We start from the raw sequence: 17,482 nt of genomic DNA, 5'->3' as shown, positions 1-17,482 counted from the left end.
GGTCGATGCCTCCGCCGGATATCGCGTCGGCGGTATGTTACCGGCTCGAAACGACCCTGAGCGGTCAGCCGGTCAACACGGAATCATCGGCTGTTGTAAATCACGTCGCTCATGTATTGATTCAGGTCGCGAAAATCCTGAACGGTCCAGGCGTGCGGCGCCAGCTTTACGCCGTTCTCCCTCAAGGTTCTCGGAATCAGGTCCCCGTTCGGGCGAAGTATTACCGACGAAACGATGACGCCTGGATAATCGTGGAGCCGCTTTTTGAACGCGGCAGTCGTGAGGTCAGGCGTCGGGGGATTGCTTTTCCTGGCCAATGGCCCGGTGCCCTTGATATCTGCGCCATGGCACATCGCGCATCTCTGTATAAAGAGATTTTTCCCGTTGATGTTTTGCGAGAAGGCGAGTGACGGCTGAGTCAACACCCACGCTCCCAGCGAAGTGATGAGCAATGCTCTTGCTTTCATTTTCCTTGTCGTATCACGCGGATTGCCGGGCCGGGGAGTATAAACGCGTTGTCGCGGAATGGCCGCGCCTGGCTGAACCGGGTCGGACGGCCGGGCGTCCGTATCGCGCCCTGTTGCAGTCCCGGCCCCCACCGCCATCCCATGCCGCCCTCAGGGTCGTCATGGAAAACTGTATGAATATACAGTATAGTGTCCGTCGAAATCGGGCCGCACAGGTGCAACCCTTGCGGCGCGTGCGCCGCGCCTGCGGGCATCCGCCGCAGCGTTCCGGCACCGGGCACTCTGGTTAACTCATTCAGACGGGCAGGCAAATTGTCATCCAGCAATCTGATCCGCATTCGCGGAGCACGTCAGCACAACCTCAAGAACCTCGATCTCGACCTGCGCACCGGCGAGATGACGGTCGTCACCGGCCCGTCGGGCTCCGGCAAGTCGAGTCTCGTGTTCGACACGCTGTACGCGGAAGGCCAGCGGCGCTACGTCGAGACGTTCAGCGCGTACGCGCGGCAGTTCCTCGACCGGATGGACCGCCCGCAGGTCGAGCGGGTCGACGGCGTGCCGCCCGCGATCGCGATCGACCAGACCAACCCGGTGCGCAGTTCGCGCTCGACCGTCGGCACGATGACCGAGCTGAACGATCACCTGAAGCTGCTGTACGCGCGCGCGGCCGAGCTGTTCGACCGCAAGACCGCGCGGCAGGTGCGGCACGACACGCCGGAGACGATCTACGCGGAACTCGTCGCGCGCACGCAGGCGGACGATCCGCGCGTCGTCGTCACGTTCCCGGTCGAGCTGCCCGAAACGGCGTCCGATGAAGAAGTCGCGCAGTGGCTGTCCGCGAGCGGTTACACGCGCGTGCAGGCGCAGCGCGAGGTCGCGTCGCCCACCGGGCCGCGCAAGGTGCTCGACGTGGTGGCCGACCGCTTTCGCGTGCAGCAGGCCGACAAGGTGCGCGTGGTCGAGGCGATCGAGGCGTCGCTGAAGCGCGGCGGCGGGCGCGTGAACGTGTACGTGCTGGCGCCGGAAGCGGAAAACGCGATCGCCGAGCCGCAGGTGTGGCGCTTCTCCACCGGGCTTCACGATCCCGACAGCGACCTGCGCTACGCGGAGCCGCAGGCGGCGCTGTTCTCGTTCAATTCGGCGTACGGCGCGTGCGAAACCTGCCGCGGCTTCGGCCGCGTGATCGGCGTCGATCTCGGCCTCGTGATTCCCGACGCGCGCAAGACGCTGCGCGGCGGCGCGATCAAGCCGATGCAGACGCCCGCGTGGAAGGAGTGCCAGGACGACCTGATGCGCTATGCGGCGAAAGCCGGCATCCCGCGCGACACGCCGTGGGCCGAGCTGTCGGACGCCGAGCGCGACTGGGTCGTCAACGGTTCGCCGGACTGGAACGGCAAGTGGCAGAGCCAGTGGTACGGCGTGAAGCGCTTCTTCGGCTATCTCGAGTCGAAAGCGTACAAGATGCATATCCGCGTGCTGCTGTCGAAATACCGCAGCTACACGCCGTGCGACGTGTGCGGCGGCGCGCGCCTGAAGACGGAATCGCTGCAGTGGCGGCTCGGCTCGAAAGAGAACGCCGACGGCGTGCTCGCGCCGGCCGGCCGCTTCATGCCGCGCGGCGTCGACTGGAGCCGCGCGCAGCTCGAGGCGCTGCCGGGCCTGACCGTGCACGACCTGATGCTGTTGCCGATCGAGCGCATCCGCCGCTTCTTCGACGACATCAGCCTGCCGAGCGCGCTGCTCGACGATGCATTGAAGCTGCTGCTCGCCGAGGTGCGCACGCGCCTGAAATACCTGTGCGACGTCGGGCTCGGCTACCTGACGCTCGACCGGCAGAGCCGCACGCTGTCGGGCGGCGAGGTGCAGCGGATCAACCTGACGACGGCGCTCGGCACGTCGCTCACGAAAACCCTGTTCGTGCTCGACGAACCGAGCATCGGGCTGCATCCGCGCGATCTCACGCGGATCGTCGAGGCGATGCAGCGGCTGCGCGACGCGGGCAATACGCTGGTGGTGGTCGAACACGATCCGTCGGTGATGCTCGCGGCCGATCGCCTGATCGACATGGGGCCCGGCCCCGGCGAACGCGGCGGCACGATCGTCTACGACGGCACGCCGGGCGACATCCGCTCCGCGCACACGCTGACGGGCGAGTATCTCGGCGGCCGCAAGCATGTCGCGCATGCGTCGAACTGGGCGCGCCGGGTGGTCGACGCGAATACGCCGCGCATCGTGCTCGAAGGCGCGAGCGAACACAACCTGCGCGACGTGACGGTCGAGATTCCGCTGCAGCGGCTCGTCTGCGTGACGGGCGTGTCGGGGTCCGGCAAGTCCACGCTGCTGCAGGACGTGCTCTATCCGGCGATGGCGCGGCACCACGGCAAGGCGACCGAGTCGCCGGGCGCGTACCGCAGCCTCACGGGCGCCGACCAGGTGGGCGACGTCGTGTTCGTCGACCAGTCGCCGATCGGCAAGACCACCCGTTCGAACCCGGCGAGCTACGTCGGCGCGTTCGACGAGATCCGCAAGCTGTTCGCGAAGGCGCCGCTCGCGCTGCAACGCGGCTACGGCGCCGGCACGTTCAGCTTCAACTCGGGCGACGGCCGTTGCCCGACCTGCGGCGGCTCGGGCTTCGAGCACATCGAGATGCAGTTCCTGAGCGACGTCTACCTGCGCTGCCCGGACTGCGACGGCAGCCGCTACCGCGCGGAGATTCTCGAAGTGCGCATCGAGCGCGACGGCCGCGCGCTGAGCATCGCCGACGTGCTCGATCTCACCGTCAGCGAAGCGGCCGCGTTCTTCGCGACCGACGCCGAGGTGCTGCGCGTGCTGCAGCCGATCGTCGACGTCGGCCTCGAATACGTGAAGCTCGGCCAGCCGGTGCCGACGCTGTCGGGCGGCGAAGCGCAGCGCCTGAAGCTGGCCGGCTTCCTCGCCGAATCGGCGGCGGCCGTGAACGGCCGCCGGGTCGTCACGGAAGAGGCGCGCATCGCGCGGGCGAAGCTGTTCATGTTCGACGAGCCGACCACCGGGCTGCACTTCGACGACATTGCGAAGCTGATGCAGGCGTTCGGCAAGCTGCTCGCGGCCGGCCATTCGCTGATCGTGATCGAGCACAACCTCGACGTGATCCGCGCGGCCGACTGGCTGATCGATCTCGGCCCGGAAGGCGGCGACGGCGGCGGCCTCGTGCTGTGCGCGGGCACGCCCGACGACGTGAAAGCCTGCGCCGCATCGCATACCGGCGTGGCGCTGCTGCAGTACGAGCGCGCGATGGATGCCGACATGGCGCTCGCCGACGAAGGCAAGCCGCTGCAGGCCGTGCTGAACGCGGCGCGCGAGCGGCGTGCGATCGAAGGCGAGGACGTCGTGCGGATCGTCAACGCGCGCGAGCACAACCTGAAGGCGCTCGACGTCGACATCCCGCACGGCAAGTTCAACGTGATCACCGGCGTGTCGGGTTCCGGCAAGTCGACGCTCGCGTTCGACATCCTGTTCCACGAAGGCCAGCGCCGTTACCTCGAATCGCTGAACGCGTATGCGCGCTCGATCGTGCAGCCGGCCGGCCGCCCCGAAGTCGACGCGGTCTACGGCATCCCGCCGACCGTCGCGATCGAGCAGCGGCTGTCGCGCGGCGGGCGCAAGAGCACGGTCGCGACCACGTCCGAGGTGTGGCACTTCCTGCGGCTGCTGTACGTGAAGCTCGGCCTGCAGCATTGCATCCACGACGGCACGCCGGTCACGTCGCAATCCGTCGAATCGATCGCCGCGCAGTTGCTGCGCGATCATCGCGGCGAACACGTCGGGCTGCTCGCGCCGCTCGTCGTGAACCGCAAGGGCGTGTATACGGATCTCGCGAAGTGGGCGAAGGCGCGCGGCAGCACGCATCTGCGCGTCGACGGCGAGTTCGTGCCGGTCGATCCATGGCCGAAGCTCGACCGCTTCCGCGAGCATACGATCGAGCTGCCGGTCGCCGATATCGTCGTGTCGCCCGACAACGAAGCCGAACTGCGACGCGTGCTCGACGAGACGCTCGAGCTCGGCAAGGGCGTGATGCATCTGCTCGCGCCGCTCGACGGGCTGCACGACGCGATGCAGAACGATCATTCGACCGCGCGGGTCGGCACGGTCAAGGTGCTGTCGGTCAAGCGCGCGTGCCCGGTGTGCGGCACGAGCTACCCGGAGCTGGATCCGCGGATGTTCTCGTACAACAGCAAGCACGGCTGGTGCACGACCTGCGTCGGCACCGGCGTCACGCTCACGCGCGAACAGCGCGCCGCGTACGACGACACGGTGCTCGCCGGGGACGATCGCGGCCGCGAGCAGACGCTGCCGTCGGACGAACAGGAACCGGAAGGCGTCGGCAACGAGCCGTGCCCGGATTGCAACGGCACGCGGCTGAACCCGTCCGCGCGGGCGGTGACGTTCGACGCGCACCCGATCGTCGAGGTCGCGCAATGGACGGTGTCGGACACGCGCCGCTGGATCGACGGGCTGGAACTGACGGGGCGCGACGCGCAGATCGCGCGCGACATCGTCAGCGAGATCGGCAGCCGCCTCGCGTTTCTCGAGGAAGTCGGGCTCGGCTACCTGAGCCTCGATCGCGCGGCGCCGAGCCTGTCGGGCGGCGAAGCGCAGCGCATCCGGCTCGCCGCGCAACTCGGCAGCAACCTGCAGGGTGTCTGCTACGTGCTCGACGAACCGACGATCGGCCTGCATCCGCGCGACAACCAGATCCTGCTGGATGCGCTGCGCAAGCTCGGCGACAAGGGCAACACGCTCGTCGTCGTCGAACATGACGAGGACACGATCCGCCGCGCCGATCACATCATCGACATCGGCCCGGGCGCGGGCAAGCGCGGCGGCACGCTGGTCGCCGAGGGCGCGGTCGCCGATCTGGCCGCGCAGCCGGATTCAGTGACGGGCCGCCTGCTCGCGCAGCCGATGACGCATCCGCTGCAGCCACGCCGCAGCGTGAGCCTGCCGGGCAAGAAGGGCGGCGCGGCCGTGCCGGAAGCCTGGTTGACCGTGCACGGTGCGCGGCTGCACAACCTGCGCGACGTCACGGTCGGCATTCCGCTCGCGCGGCTCGTCGCGGTCACGGGCGTGAGCGGCTCGGGCAAGTCGACGCTCGCGCGCGACGTGCTGATGACGAACCTGCTCGACGCGGTCGGCCGCTCGGTGCTGTCGTCGCCGGCCACGCGCCGCGCGCGCAAGGCCGCGCAGCAGGACGCGCCGGCCGCCAACCGTCGTTCGAGCGTGCTCGCGCGCAGTGCGCCGCGGCCGTCGCTGAACGTCACGCATGCGTGGCAGGGCTGCGAATCGCTGAGCGGCTGGGAGCAGATCGACCGCGTGCTCGAAGTCGACCAGACGCCGATCGGCAAGACGCCGCGTTCGTGTCCGGCCACCTATATCGGCGTGTGGGACACGATCCGCAAGCTGTTCGCCGATACGCTGGAAGCGCGTGCGCGCGGCTACACGGCGTCGCGCTTCTCGTTCAACACCGGCGACGGGCGTTGCCCCGCATGCGAAGGGCAAGGCGTGCGCACGATCGGGATGAGCTTCCTGCCCGACGTGAAGGTGCCGTGCGACGTGTGCCACGGGCAGCGCTTCAACCCGGAGACGCTCGCCGTCACGTGGCGCGGCCGGAACATCGGCGACGTGCTGACGATGGAGATCGACGAGGCGGTGGAGTTTTTTGCGCCGATCTCGAACATCGCGCATCCGTTGCAGCTGATGAAGGATGTCGGCCTCGGCTACCTGACGCTCGGCCAGCCGTCGCCGACGTTGTCGGGCGGCGAGGCGCAGCGCATCAAGCTCGTCACCGAGCTGACGAAGGTGCGCGACGACATCACGCGGCGCGGCCAGAAGGCGCCGCACACGCTGTACGTGCTCGACGAGCCGACGGTCGGCCTGCACATGGCGGACGTCGCGAAGCTAATTCGCGTGCTGCACCGGCTCGTCGATGCGGGGCATAGCGTCGTCGTGATCGAGCACGACCTCGACGTGATCGCGGAAGCCGACTGGATCATCGATCTCGGGCCGGAAGGCGGTGTGGGCGGCGGCACGATCGTCGCGGCGGCGCCGCCGGAAGCGCTCGTGCGGGTGAGCGCGAGCCATACGGGGCAGGCGCTCAAGCCGGTGCTCGCGCGAACGGGCACGGACGAAGGGGAAGCCGAGCGCGAGGGCGAAGCGCGGGTAGGGTGAGCGCGGCACTTCGTGTTGACAGCCTCGGTGCCAGGGGGATTGCCTCCCGGCTAACGGGCTCGGTTCTTTTCTTTCAAGACGTGGGGTAATGGCTCCGGTGTGGCGCCGTTACCCCGCTTCAGATACGCGAAACCTCGCGCTATCGGAGCTTCGTTTTCTGGTGTCGACCGGCGCCATCCCCGCATGCGGTGCCGTCATGTCTGTCGGCGGCTCGCTCGATCGCGTGCCCGTCACTTAAAACACATTCCCCACGCGTTTTCGCGCTGTCGCATCCATTCCGTGGTCGGGTTCGGCTGCGCGTCGAACTGTTGCGCCAGACCGGCCAGCGTCCGCTCGCCTTTAGCGTTGCAAGCGCAGCACTTTTGCATCGAACCCCGCCGGGTGTGACCATCGGGTTCTCTTCTTCATCGTCCAGGTTCCTGGGCCGGCATTATCGCGGGCCAACGGGTCGAGCGCTCCACTTACACACCTGCCCGGATTTGCGAGGCCACGCCTGAATCAATCGCGAATTCCATTATGTGTGTGCGCGCTATCGGTTTTGATCCGCGCGTCATATTCATAGAAGAAATGACCGCAACGGGGCAGTCGCACGTTCTCCATAATCGACATCTGAGATTGCCTGCCTTTTCGACGCTTTTTCATGAAAGTTTGAATCCGGTCAGCCCGGCCATTCGCGAGGTTGAGTTCGATGTCTCGTTTCCTCTTTTCGATCCCCGATAAAAAACCGATCGCCAAAGAGGTGAACGCGCGCGTTCCGGTCGATGGTGCCGTGCTGGTCGTGCGCCATGCCTGTCGACAGGCGGATTGGGCAGATCCCGGGCCGACAGCACGCGGCGCGTGTACCACCAGACAGACCCAATGACGAAGGATACGAAAGTGAGCAACGTCCGCATTGATCACATTGCCTTCCTGACACCGGGCAATTACGCCGGTGAAGACGCGGCGGCGGGATTCGAGCAGACGCTCGAACTGTTCGGCGCGGGCGAAGCGCTCGGTTACGACAGCGCGTGGGTGCGGCAACGCCACCTCGAGCGCGCCGTCTCGTCGGCCGCCACGTTTCTCGCGGCGGCGAGCCAGCGCACGACCCGGATCGGATTGGGCGCCGCGGTCATCCAGATGGGCTACGAGAATCCATTCCGGCTGGCCGAGGATCTCGCGACCGTCGACGTGCTCTCGCGCGGGCGGCTGAATGTCGGGCTCAGCGCGGGCGCACCGAATCACGGCGCGCTGCTGGGCGAGCGGCTGTTCGACACCGATCCGGATCTCGTCGACTTCTCGCACGCGCGTGTGGCACGCCTGCGCCGCAATCTCGCCGGCGACTGGCTCGGCGACGACGACACGTTCGTCGAATCGGCCGCGGGCCGGGTTCGGCCGCGCGTGAGCCCGTTTGCGCCCGGCCTGACGGGGCGACTCTGGTACGGGGGCGGTTCCAGGCGGTCGATCGAATGGGCCGCCAGGAACGGGTTCAACCTGCTGATCGGCAATATAACTACGGGCGAGGGCACCGATAGCCATATCGACGCCCAGTTGCGGCAACTGGATCTGTATCGCGGCCATTGGCATGAAGTTCATGCACCGCGGATCGCGCTGGGGCGCGTGATCGTCCCGACCGACGGCGCGAGCGCGAAGGAGCGCGAACGCTATCGCGCATTTGCCGACGCGCGTCATGCCCGCACGCTGGCGCCGCAGGGCGAGCGGCGCACGCTGTTCGCACCGGATCTCGTCGGCAGCTCGGACGAGATCGTGGAGCGGCTGCTGGCCGACCCGGTGGTCGGACAGGTGCGGGAGCTGCGCCTCGAATTGCCTTACGACCTGCCGTTCGAGAACTACCGGCAGATTCTCGAGGACTTCATCACGCGTATCGCCCCGGCACTCGGGTGGCAGCCGGTTGACCGGCGCGAGCCCGCCGCAGCCTGATGCGATCGACATGACATTCCATCGAACGGCGCACGTGATCGAAGTCGGCGACGGACCGGATGCCGCCGGGCACGCCGCCCCTTCGATCTCGTTGCAACTGGACCGAACATGACAACCGCTTCTCCATCCCGGCTCGCGGCAATCGGCCGCCCGCGCCGCTTCGGCAACAAGCAGACGCATCCGGTGCGTCGCTTCGGCGGTATCGCGATCGCCATTGCGCTGCATCTCGTCCTGATCTGGGCGCTCGTGAACGGTCTCGCGACGCGGGTCGTCCAGATCGTCCAGCAACCGATCGAGGCACGCATCATCGCACCGGTGAAGCCGCCGCCTCCACCGCCGCCACCGAAGCCGGTCGAAAAGGTCGTGTCGAAGCCGAGGGTGACGGCGCCGCCGCCGCCGTTCGTGCCGCCGCCCGAGGTGCACGTGCAGGCCCCGCCGCCCGCCACCATCACGCACCAGGACGCGCCGGTCCAGAGCGCACCGGTGCACGAAGCGCCACCCGCGCCGGCGCCGGTGCCGGTTGCCAAGCCGGTGAATCGCGAGATCGGTGTGGTCTGCCCGAATTCGGACGAAGTCCGGTCGTCGATCGTCTACCCGGCGGAGGCGCAGGACAACAACATCACGGGTGACGTGACCGTCGAATTCACCGTCGATCCGGACGGCCGCGTCACGAACCTGCGGGTCGCGCAGCCGGCCGACCCGGTGCTCAATCGCGCGGCGCTCAACGCGGTCAAGCGCTTCAACTGTATCGCCCAGGGGCAATCCGTGCGTGTGCGGGTACCGTTTTCCTTCAACCTGAACTGACGGGGAAGGCAACGCGGCAGACGCCGCCTGCTTCCCGGATCGATCCGAAATAGATATGGAGTGCGTATGAGAAAGCATTTTCGGGCCGCGCTGGCGGCAAGCCTGATGATCGCCGCCGGCGTGAGCGGCACGCTGGTCGCCCCGCAATCCGTGCTTGCCCAGGAGAAGGCTGCGGCACGGGTCGAGACAGCATCCGGCGCAGCGCCGATCGTGGCGGCGCCGGCTGCGTCGAACGGATCGGAGCGCCCGGTACCGCCGCCCGAACCCGCGACGTCGGCCACCGTCGAGAACCCGTACGGCCTGGGCGCGCTGTGGGCGAACGGCGACTTCGTCGCGCGTTTCGTACTGGGGCTGCTCGTGGTGATGTCGCTCGGCAGCTGGTACGTCATGGTCACCAAGTTCATCGAGCAGGCGCGCGCGAACGGCCGCGCGAAGTCGGCCGACGAGCAGGTCTGGAATGCGCCGACGCTGGCCGAGGGTGCCGCCCAGCTCGACGATACGTCGCCGTTTCGCTTCATCGCCGAGAACGCGATCGAGGCGGGCGAACACCACGACACCGCATTGCTCGATTCGGTCGACCGCAATACCTGGATCGAGCTGAACATCGAGCGTTCGATCACCAGCGTGTCGAACCGCCTGCAGGACGGCCTGGCGTTTCTCGGCACGGTGGGCTCCACCGCGCCGTTCGTCGGGCTGTTCGGCACGGTGTGGGGCATCTATCACGCGCTGACGGCCATCGGCATCGCGGGCCAGGCGTCGATCGACAAGGTCGCCGGCCCGGTGGGCGAGGCGCTGATCATGACCGCGATCGGCCTCGCGGTGGCCGTGCCGGCCGTGCTCGGCTACAACTTCCTCGTGCGCCGCAACAAGTCCGTGATGGAACGCGTGCGCGATTTCGGCGCGCAACTGCATACGGTGTTGCTCGCGGGCGGCAGGCGCGCGGCGGGCCGCATCGCGACGCCTGCGGCACAGTCGCCGCAGGCGCTGGCGGTTCAGTCGTAAGCGGGGCGCGTCATGGCAATCAGTGTCGGCGGTGACGACAACGACGAGGTGATCTCGGCGATCAACACGACGCCGCTCGTGGACGTGATGCTGGTGTTGCTGATCATCTTCCTGATCACGATCCCGGTGGTGACGCACACGATCCAGGTGCAGTTGCCGGCGGAGCGGGTACAGCCGCTGCAGACCCAGCCGAAAAGCATCGAGATCGCGGTGAACCGGCAGGGCGACCTTTTCTGGGGCACCGAGCATGTGAACCTTCCGACGCTGGTGTCGCGGCTGAAGGAGATTTCGACGCAGGCGCCGCAACCGGACGTCCACGTGCGCGGCGATCAGGCCACGCCGTATCGGTACATCGGCCGGGTCGTCGCGGCATGCGAGCGGGCCGGGGTCGTCAAGGTCGCCTTCATCACGCAGCCGCCCGCGCGCGGGGGCTAGGGAGTTCGAACGATGGGTATGAACGTAGGCTCCGGAGGGAGCAAGGACGAGCCGGACGTGATGGTGGACATCAACACCACGCCGTTGATCGACGTGATGCTGGTGCTGCTGATCATGTTGATCATCACGATCCCGATCCAGATGCACTCGGTGAAGATGAACCTGCCGGTGGGGAACCCACCGCCACCGCCGCATCCGCCCCAGGTGGTGCAGATCGACATCGGGGCGGACGGGGCCGTCAACTGGAACGGCGCGGCGGTGAGCGGCGGGGCCGCGCTGGACGCGAAGTTCCGCGTGGTGGCGGCCGAGGCCGACCAGGACGAGATCCGGCTGCGCCCGGACAAGTCCGCACCTTACAAGGCGGTGGCCGAAGTGCTGGCCTCGGCCCAGCGCGAAGGCGCGACGAAGATCGGCCTGATCGGCAACGAGCAGTACATGGAGTGAGCGGCTCGAAAGAACGATAGCGCGGATCGAGTCGTATCCCGCCGGGTCGCAAGCGATCGCGCGATCCTCTCGGGTGCCGCTGCATGCGCAATCGCCGCACTGTCACGCAACTTCGCGCAACCCCGCGTGAATCGTATTCGCCGGCCGGGCGACGCAAACGTGTTGTCCAGGCCCGGCGCTTCCGCACGAGCAGATCACCTGCCACGGTGCAAGCGAGTACGCCGGGCGACTGGCCATCCATTCGCATCAAGAAACCGACGCGTTCCTCCTAAGCCGGCCACCCCATCAGCGAAGACTGCTCGAAGCGGAGCAGGGCCGCCGGGCTGCGATCGTTCCGCCATCGCAATGATGTCGACATCGTCACGATACTTTCCGGCCCATCGGTTCGAACATGCAATGCGCAGCTTGTCGAGCGAAATCGATATTTCACAAACGTGCGCATATTCATTTTCATTATTCAAATCGGGCATCGTCAATATCCACAGATTTAACGGGTGCCATTTCCATTCGCCACGCAATCGCAACATTTTCTGCGTGATTGCGTAATCGTGCGCAAGGCCGGCAATTGTCGGATGAATCGATAAATGAAAATGCATATTTGTTATTTAACAAACTATTACACCAGGAGGATGATTCGTCACGCACTGATATCAAAACAAACGAGAAGCGTGACGCGAGAATGAAACGACACTTCGCGGTGCGCTGAAATGAGGGCCTTGAAGTGGTTTATCAGAGAAACGACATTGCGCGCGTGAGGATCCCCCGTTGCCGCTCGCTGGCGCTGGCCGCCTGCTGGATTACCGCCGGCAGCGCCGCGTGGGCACAGGGCACGAAGCCGGAACCGGCGCCTGCCGGCGATACCCGGGACGTCGTCGTCACCGTTCAGGACGTCGTCGTCACGACCGGCACGCGTGAAAGCGCGCGGAAGGTGCGCGATGCAGCCGCCCCGGTGGAAGTGATCAGCGGCGACGCGCTGCGGCGCACCGGGCAGGGCAACCTGCGCGATGCACTCGTCCAGCTCTCGCCGTCGATCGCGCGCCAGGCGATGCGCGGCGATGCGGGCAACCTGACCAGCGCGCTGACGCTGCACGGGCTGAGCCCCGATTACGTGCTGGTGCTCGTGAACGGCAAGCGCCGCCATTCGACCGCGAACGTGTCGCTGAACCGCGGGCCGCAGCAAGGATCGACCGGTGTCGACGTCGACCTGATCCCGGTCACGGCGATCGATCATGTCGAGATTCTCCGTGACGGCGCATCCGCGCAATACGGCTCGGATGCAATTGCCGGCGTGATCAACGTCATCCTCAAGTCGAATTACCAGGGCGGCGAGGTGTCGAACACGACCGGCCAGACCTATCAGGGCGACGGCCTCGCGCAGAACAATGCGGCCACCATCGGGCTGAGGCTCGGCGATACCGGTTATGTCGACCTGAGCGCCGAATACAACCGGCAGAATCATACGGTGCGAACCGACGCCGATCCGCGAACCGGCCGGAACGACAACCTGATTCTCGGGTCGCCTTCCAGCACGCGGGAATCGATCGCCTTCAACGCGGGTTACCTGCTCGAAGGCGGCGCGAAGCTGTACGGCTTCGGCACGTATGCGCACCGGAGCGGCGGCAGCTACCAGAATTTCCGGTTGCCGTCGGTCCTGCCCGCGCTCTATCCGAACGGCTTCACGCCGCAGGAAACGATCAACGAAAACGACTTTTCGCTGACCGCGGGCGTGAAAGGCGACCGGCTGCTCGGCTGGGCATGGGACATCAGTTCGACCTACGGCCGTGACAACATCGGCATCGGCATGGTCAATTCGGCGAATACGAGCCTGTTCGCCGCGACCGGATCGACGCCGACCGGCTTCCGCCTGTCGACCTTCACGAACACGCAGTGGACCAACAACCTGGACCTGTCGCGTGCATTCCACCTGCCGCTGCTGCCCGCGCCGCTCAACGTGTCGGTCGGCGCCGAGCATCGCCACGAAAGCTACACGGTCGGCGCGGGCGATCCCGCGTCGACCTACGGCGCGGGCAGCCAGGCGTTGCCGGGCCTGTCGCCGCTCAGTGCGCTGTCGAAATCGCGCGAGGTGCTCGGCACCTACATCGATCTCGCCACCCGGCTCGCGCCGAACTGGCAGGTGGATCTCGCGGGGCGCTTCGAGCATTACAACGACGTCGGCAGCACGACCAACGGCAAGGTCTCGACGCGCTACGACATCACGCCGCGCATCGCGGTCCGCGGAAGCGTCGGCACCGGCTTTCGCGCGCCGTCGCTCGCCCAACAGTACTTCACGAACCTGAACATCTCGCCGCTTTCCGCCTACGGGCAACTGGCTCCGAACTCGCAGGCCGCACGCAACCTCGGCGCGACGCCGCTCAAGCCCGAGAAGTCGACCAACTTCGATATCGGGCTCGTGCTCAACCCGCTGCCGAACCTGAACGTGACGATCGACGCGTACCAGATCAACATCCGCGACCGGATCGTGCAGGGCGGCACCTATAGCGGACAAGCCGCGATCGATGCGCTGACGCAGGCCGGCATCACGTTGCCGGCGGGCTTGCCGTCGGTGACGGCGAACTATTTCACGAACGGCGTGAATACGCGCACGCGCGGCCTCGACATCCTGGCCACGTATCACAGCAACTTCGCGAGGTGGGGGAGCGTCGACTGGGATCTCGGCATCAACTTCAACACGACGAGCGTGACGAGCGTGGGCCGCGACACCAACGGCAACACGCTGTTGAACGCGCAGCAGGTCGGCTACATCACGTCGTCGACGCCGAAGAACAAGATCATCGTCGGCGGCACCTGGCACCGTGACAAATGGGCGCTCAGCCTGCACGAAACGCGTTACGGCACGACCTCCGGCGAAGAGAGCTACTGGAGCGGCCCGAATGCATTTTCGACGACGCGCTTCGCGCATTTCACGAACGCGGCGCGCTACGTCACGGACGTCGAGCTGCGCTATGCGATGACGCGCAAGTTCGAAATCGCGGTGGGCGCGAACAACCTGTTCAACGTGTACCCGAGCAAGCTGCCGTCCGAGAACCAGTTCCTGGGCACGCAGTACGACATCGTGTCGTCGCCGATCGGCATCAACGGCGGCTTCTATTACCTGCGCGCCCGCTACCTGCTCTGATGCGCGCGGCTCCCTTACTTCTTTCACTCCTTCATTCCATCACGCCATGAACCGACCGGCAGAGGTTGACCATGCAGTGATCGACGTCGACGAAACGTCGCTGTGCGCCGATCACATTCTCGATTTGTGCAGAGGCAATGCGCTCGCGATACGCATTCGTGCGTTCACGCCGCCGGCGGTCGTCCGGCGAGCGGAGGAGCAGCTGTTCGCCCATCCCGACCGGGGCGCGCTGGGTCACGCAGCCGAATTTACCCGGCTCGGCATCGCGTACGCGGAGGTGCGATCCGAAGAGGTGCGGCAGGCGTATCACCGGCATGCGCGCGCCAACATCGAGCGCGTTCGGACGTTGTTCGGCGAGCTGGCGTCGCCGGTCGACCGGTTCCGCACGCTGCTCGACGACGCGTGGCCCGAAGGGGCACGGCTGCTGAGTGTGGACGGGAGCAAGTGCTTCGTCGGCGTGTGCCGCTACCTGACGCCCGGCGTGGATCTCGAGCCGCACATCGACAACCTGGAATGGACGCTGCCGGCGGGCACCGGATGGGCGCTGCAGTATCAGCTGTCGGCCAACATCTATCTGCAGGTGCCGCCGCACGGCGGCGAGCTGGAACTCTGGCGCGTCGCACCCGATGCGCGCGAATACGAAGCGCTCAAGGGCGATCGCCACTACGGGATCGGCCGCGAGCAGGTGGGTGCGCCCGACCTGGTGATCAAGCCGGAGGTGGGCGACCTGATCTTCCTGAATCCGCGTTTCATCCACGCGGTTCGCCCTGTCCGGGGCGCCGACCGGGTCACGTTGAGTGCCTTCGTCGGCATCAAATCCGTTACCGAACCCTTAGTTTACTGGAGCTGACCATGTACAAGGTTTCATTGCAGGCACAAGGAAAATTTCAGGCGCACGAGTACGTCGGCAAGACGGCACTGCTGCTGATCAGCGTCGGCAAGGAATATCACGAAGGCGAAAAGCTGGCGGCGACCGTCGACAAGATCAACGTGGCGGGGTTCGGGCAATGCGTGATCGGCGTGGCCGATACGCTGCAGCGCCACAACTATGCGACCGGCTCCGCGCGCAGCAACTATCAGAAAAGCCGCGACCGCGGCGACGCGTGGCTGCGGGACCACGAGGGAACCCTCGCGAAGCTGTCGATGCGGCGAGAGATCCTGCGATGGGATGACCTGCTGCGCCGCGACGACTATTCGCAGTACTACCATCTGATCACGAACGAGTACTACTCGAATCCAGAATACCGTTACGCGATCAACGACACCATCGGCGTGTTCGCGGAGCGCAACGGGCTCGTGCAGGGCACCCGCGAACACGAGGACGCGTTCTATCGCTCGCTCTTCTACATTCTCGAGGAATGCCCGATCATCATGCCGATGTGGGCGCGGGACGGCATCGATTTCATCATCTACCCGAAGCAGATGACCGCCGCGATGAGCAAGACCCGCGAGATTTTCGTGCAGAACGGGAGCGATGCCCGCGCCAACTGGCTGGCGGTCAAGTTCAAGAAAAAATCGCAGTCGCACGCAGACGAGGAAACCGAGGCACTGGCGCATGACTAATTCATCGAGCAAGGTTCGGAAATACGCCGGGCTGACCGGCATCTGTATCGCGAGCTTCCTGGGATGTATCGATCTCACGGTCGTCAACACGATTCTTCCGGCGATCGGCCGCGACTTTTCGATCCCGATCCAGACGACGCAGTGGATCACGTCCATCTTCATGGTCGCGCTTTCCGCGTTCATGGTGCCGGTTGCGACGCTGGCCGACAACCTGGGCCGCAAGAAGCTGCTGATCGTCGGCCTCGTGATCTTCGGCGCGGCGTCGTTGCTGGCGGGTATCGCGCATCAGTTCTGGCTGCTGGTCGGGTTCCGCTTCCTGCAGGGCATCGGCTGCGCGATCCTGTATACGGTATCGGGCGCGATCGTCAGCTATACGTTCGACGAGAACGAACAGGGCAAGGCGCTGGGGATCCTGTTCGGCGCCAACGGCGTCGGGCTGGCGCTCGGCCCGATCATCGGCGGCCTGTTCGCCGGCGCGCTCGACTGGCACGACGCGTTCCTGATCAACATTCCGTTCATCGCGATCAGCCTGGCGCTCTGCGCCTGGGCGATACCGGAGTTCAAGGCGCAGGCGCGCAAGCGCATCGACGTGACGGGGTGCCTGCTGCTGGTCGTCGGCCTGACCACGCTCGTCAGCTATCTGTCCGTCGACGGCGGCCGGCTCAATCTCTGGTTGCTGCCGGTGTCGCTCGTCGCGCTGGCGCTGTTCGTCTGGCATGAGTTGCGCACGCGCGACCCGATCGTCGAGTTTCATTTCTTCCGCGAACCGAGGTTCCTGTCCGCGCTGCTCGCGACGTTCTTTCTCGCGTTCTTCTACTGCATCGTGCTGCTCACCCTGCCGATCTTCTTTTCGACCCAGCTCCACAAGAGCGACATCACCATCGGGCTGTATCTGCTGCCGGCGACCATCACGTTCTCCATCGCGTCGTCCTGGATCGGCGGCCGCAGCGAACGGCTCGGCCCGTCGCGGGTGATCGTGACCGGCCTGTCGCTGTTCGTCGTCGCGTCGATTCTGCTGTCGATCGTCGCGGGGCAGCCCGACGCAGCCTGGTTCGTCGTGCCGCTGCTGCTGTTCGGCATCGGCTGGGGCGCGATACTCGGGCCCTCGACGCTGGTGGCGCTGGGTGCGCTGCCGCGCGAAAAGGCGGCCGTGGCGATGGGCACGTCGTGGACCGTGCACAACGTGGGCGGCGCGAGCGGCATTGCGTTCGCCATCTTCCTGATGCGGCAGGTCGACGATTTCCGGCATGGCTACCAGACGCTGATGCTGGCACTCGCGGCCATCATCCTCGCCGCCGGCGCGCTGTATCACGTGCTGTCGCGCGAGTCGGTAGCGGTGGCCATCGACTGACCGGCCGCCGGATACGCATCGCTCGCGGATCGTCGAGCAGACGGGTTCCCATCAATAGCAGGCGGATGCCCGGGCGGTTGCCGGGCATCCGTCGTCTTGCCCGACAGGCGCTCGGCCTGGCTCGCGCGGGGCGCGCTCGCGCATGCGTGCTTTCCA

13 protein-coding genes are annotated in these 17,482 nt (G+C 66.2%); 10 read left to right on the top strand and 3 right to left on the bottom strand.

The window, feature by feature from the left end:
• Window positions 1-83: 83 nt before the first annotated feature.
• Window positions 84-467, bottom strand: a complete 384-nt coding sequence (locus ABY44_RS21350) for a c-type cytochrome (RefSeq protein WP_060174436.1) — start codon at window positions 465-467, stop codon at window positions 84-86.
• 312 nt (window positions 468-779) lie between these two features.
• Between ABY44_RS21350 and uvrA the strand changes: the two genes are divergently transcribed.
• Window positions 780-6,674 (top strand): excinuclease ABC subunit UvrA, encoded by a 5,895-nt coding sequence (gene uvrA / locus ABY44_RS21345; protein ID WP_060174435.1) that lies wholly within the window; start codon window positions 780-782, stop codon window positions 6,672-6,674.
• 498 nt (window positions 6,675-7,172) lie between these two features.
• Here the strand turns inward: uvrA and ABY44_RS21340 are convergent, their stop codons facing one another.
• Window positions 7,173-7,574: a hypothetical protein gene (locus tag ABY44_RS21340; RefSeq protein WP_155638003.1), complete on the bottom strand. Its 402-nt coding sequence runs from the start codon at window positions 7,572-7,574 to the stop codon at window positions 7,173-7,175.
• On the opposite strand from ABY44_RS21340, the gene ABY44_RS21335 reads away from it, so the two are divergent.
• The 5 genes from ABY44_RS21335 (at window position 7,551) to ABY44_RS21315 (ending at window position 11,276) form a co-directional block, all read left to right on the top strand.
• Entirely contained in the window at window positions 7,551-8,591 is a 1,041-nt protein-coding gene (locus ABY44_RS21335; protein WP_060174519.1) for an LLM class flavin-dependent oxidoreductase, read from the top strand. The two genes, ABY44_RS21340 and ABY44_RS21335, sit on opposite strands and share 24 nt — an antisense overlap.
• A 108-nt stretch (window positions 8,592-8,699) precedes the next feature.
• The gene (locus tag ABY44_RS21330; protein ID WP_060174434.1) at window positions 8,700-9,395 is read left to right on the top strand and encodes an energy transducer TonB; all 696 of its coding nucleotides are present in this window, start codon (window positions 8,700-8,702) and stop codon (window positions 9,393-9,395) included.
• Window positions 9,396-9,461: 66 nt separating this feature from the next.
• Window positions 9,462-10,397, top strand: coding sequence for a MotA/TolQ/ExbB proton channel family protein (locus ABY44_RS21325; RefSeq protein WP_060174433.1), 936 nt, complete (start codon window positions 9,462-9,464; stop codon window positions 10,395-10,397).
• Between the two features lie 12 nt (window positions 10,398-10,409).
• On the top strand, window positions 10,410-10,832 hold the full coding sequence (locus tag ABY44_RS21320; RefSeq protein ID WP_027792786.1) for an ExbD/TolR family protein: 423 nt from the start codon (window positions 10,410-10,412) through the stop codon (window positions 10,830-10,832).
• 12 nt (window positions 10,833-10,844) lie between these two features.
• On the top strand, window positions 10,845-11,276 hold the full coding sequence (locus tag ABY44_RS21315; protein WP_060174432.1) for an ExbD/TolR family protein: 432 nt from the start codon (window positions 10,845-10,847) through the stop codon (window positions 11,274-11,276).
• A 194-nt stretch (window positions 11,277-11,470) separates the two neighbouring features.
• Here the strand turns inward: ABY44_RS21315 and ABY44_RS21310 are convergent, their stop codons facing one another.
• On the bottom strand, window positions 11,471-11,872 hold the full coding sequence (locus tag ABY44_RS21310; protein WP_155638002.1) for a hypothetical protein: 402 nt from the start codon (window positions 11,870-11,872) through the stop codon (window positions 11,471-11,473).
• Window positions 11,873-12,027: 155 nt separating this feature from the next.
• On the opposite strand from ABY44_RS21310, the gene ABY44_RS21305 reads away from it, so the two are divergent.
• The 4 genes from ABY44_RS21305 (at window position 12,028) to ABY44_RS21290 (ending at window position 17,326) form a co-directional block, all read left to right on the top strand.
• On the top strand, window positions 12,028-14,412 hold the full coding sequence (locus ABY44_RS21305; protein ID WP_230948780.1) for a TonB-dependent receptor plug domain-containing protein: 2,385 nt from the start codon (window positions 12,028-12,030) through the stop codon (window positions 14,410-14,412).
• Window positions 14,413-14,488: 76 nt separating this feature from the next.
• A complete protein-coding gene (locus ABY44_RS21300; protein WP_230948779.1) occupies window positions 14,489-15,262 on the top strand; it encodes a 2OG-Fe(II) oxygenase in 774 nt (257 codons plus the stop codon).
• 2 nt (window positions 15,263-15,264) lie between these two features.
• Window positions 15,265-15,975, top strand: a complete 711-nt coding sequence (locus tag ABY44_RS21295; RefSeq protein ID WP_048027334.1) for a hypothetical protein — start codon at window positions 15,265-15,267, stop codon at window positions 15,973-15,975.
• Window positions 15,968-17,326, top strand: coding sequence for an MFS transporter (locus tag ABY44_RS21290; RefSeq protein WP_431641845.1), 1,359 nt, complete (start codon window positions 15,968-15,970; stop codon window positions 17,324-17,326). Before ABY44_RS21295 ends, ABY44_RS21290 begins: the two co-directional genes overlap by 8 nt.
• The last annotated feature ends 156 nt before the right edge of the window (window positions 17,327-17,482 follow it).

It is taken from the genome of Burkholderia sp. ZZQ-2 (genome assembly GCF_050768715.1).
Lineage (GTDB): Bacteria > Pseudomonadota > Gammaproteobacteria > Burkholderiales > Burkholderiaceae > Burkholderia > Burkholderia cepacia.
The sequence above is the reverse complement of the archived record's forward strand: the minus strand, read 5'-3'. Positions and strand labels throughout refer to the sequence as shown.

Bases quoted from the DNA above. Each gene is read 5' to 3' on its own strand.
- ABY44_RS21350 (WP_060174436.1), bottom strand. From the start codon at position 467: ATGAAAGCAAGAGCATTGCTCATCACTTCGCTGGGAGCGTGGGTGTTG.
- ABY44_RS21330 (WP_060174434.1), top strand. From the start codon at position 8,700: ATGACAACCGCTTCTCCATCCCGGCTCGCGGCAATCGGCCGCCCGCGC.
- ABY44_RS21325 (WP_060174433.1), top strand. From the start codon at position 9,462: ATGAGAAAGCATTTTCGGGCCGCGCTGGCGGCAAGCCTGATGATCGCC.
- ABY44_RS21320 (WP_027792786.1), top strand. From the start codon at position 10,410: ATGGCAATCAGTGTCGGCGGTGACGACAACGACGAGGTGATCTCGGCG.
- ABY44_RS21315 (WP_060174432.1), top strand. From the start codon at position 10,845: ATGGGTATGAACGTAGGCTCCGGAGGGAGCAAGGACGAGCCGGACGTG.
- ABY44_RS21310 (WP_155638002.1), bottom strand. From the start codon at position 11,872: ATGCATTTTCATTTATCGATTCATCCGACAATTGCCGGCCTTGCGCAC.
- ABY44_RS21295 (WP_048027334.1), top strand. From the start codon at position 15,265: ATGTACAAGGTTTCATTGCAGGCACAAGGAAAATTTCAGGCGCACGAG.
- ABY44_RS21290 (WP_431641845.1), top strand. From the start codon at position 15,968: ATGACTAATTCATCGAGCAAGGTTCGGAAATACGCCGGGCTGACCGGC.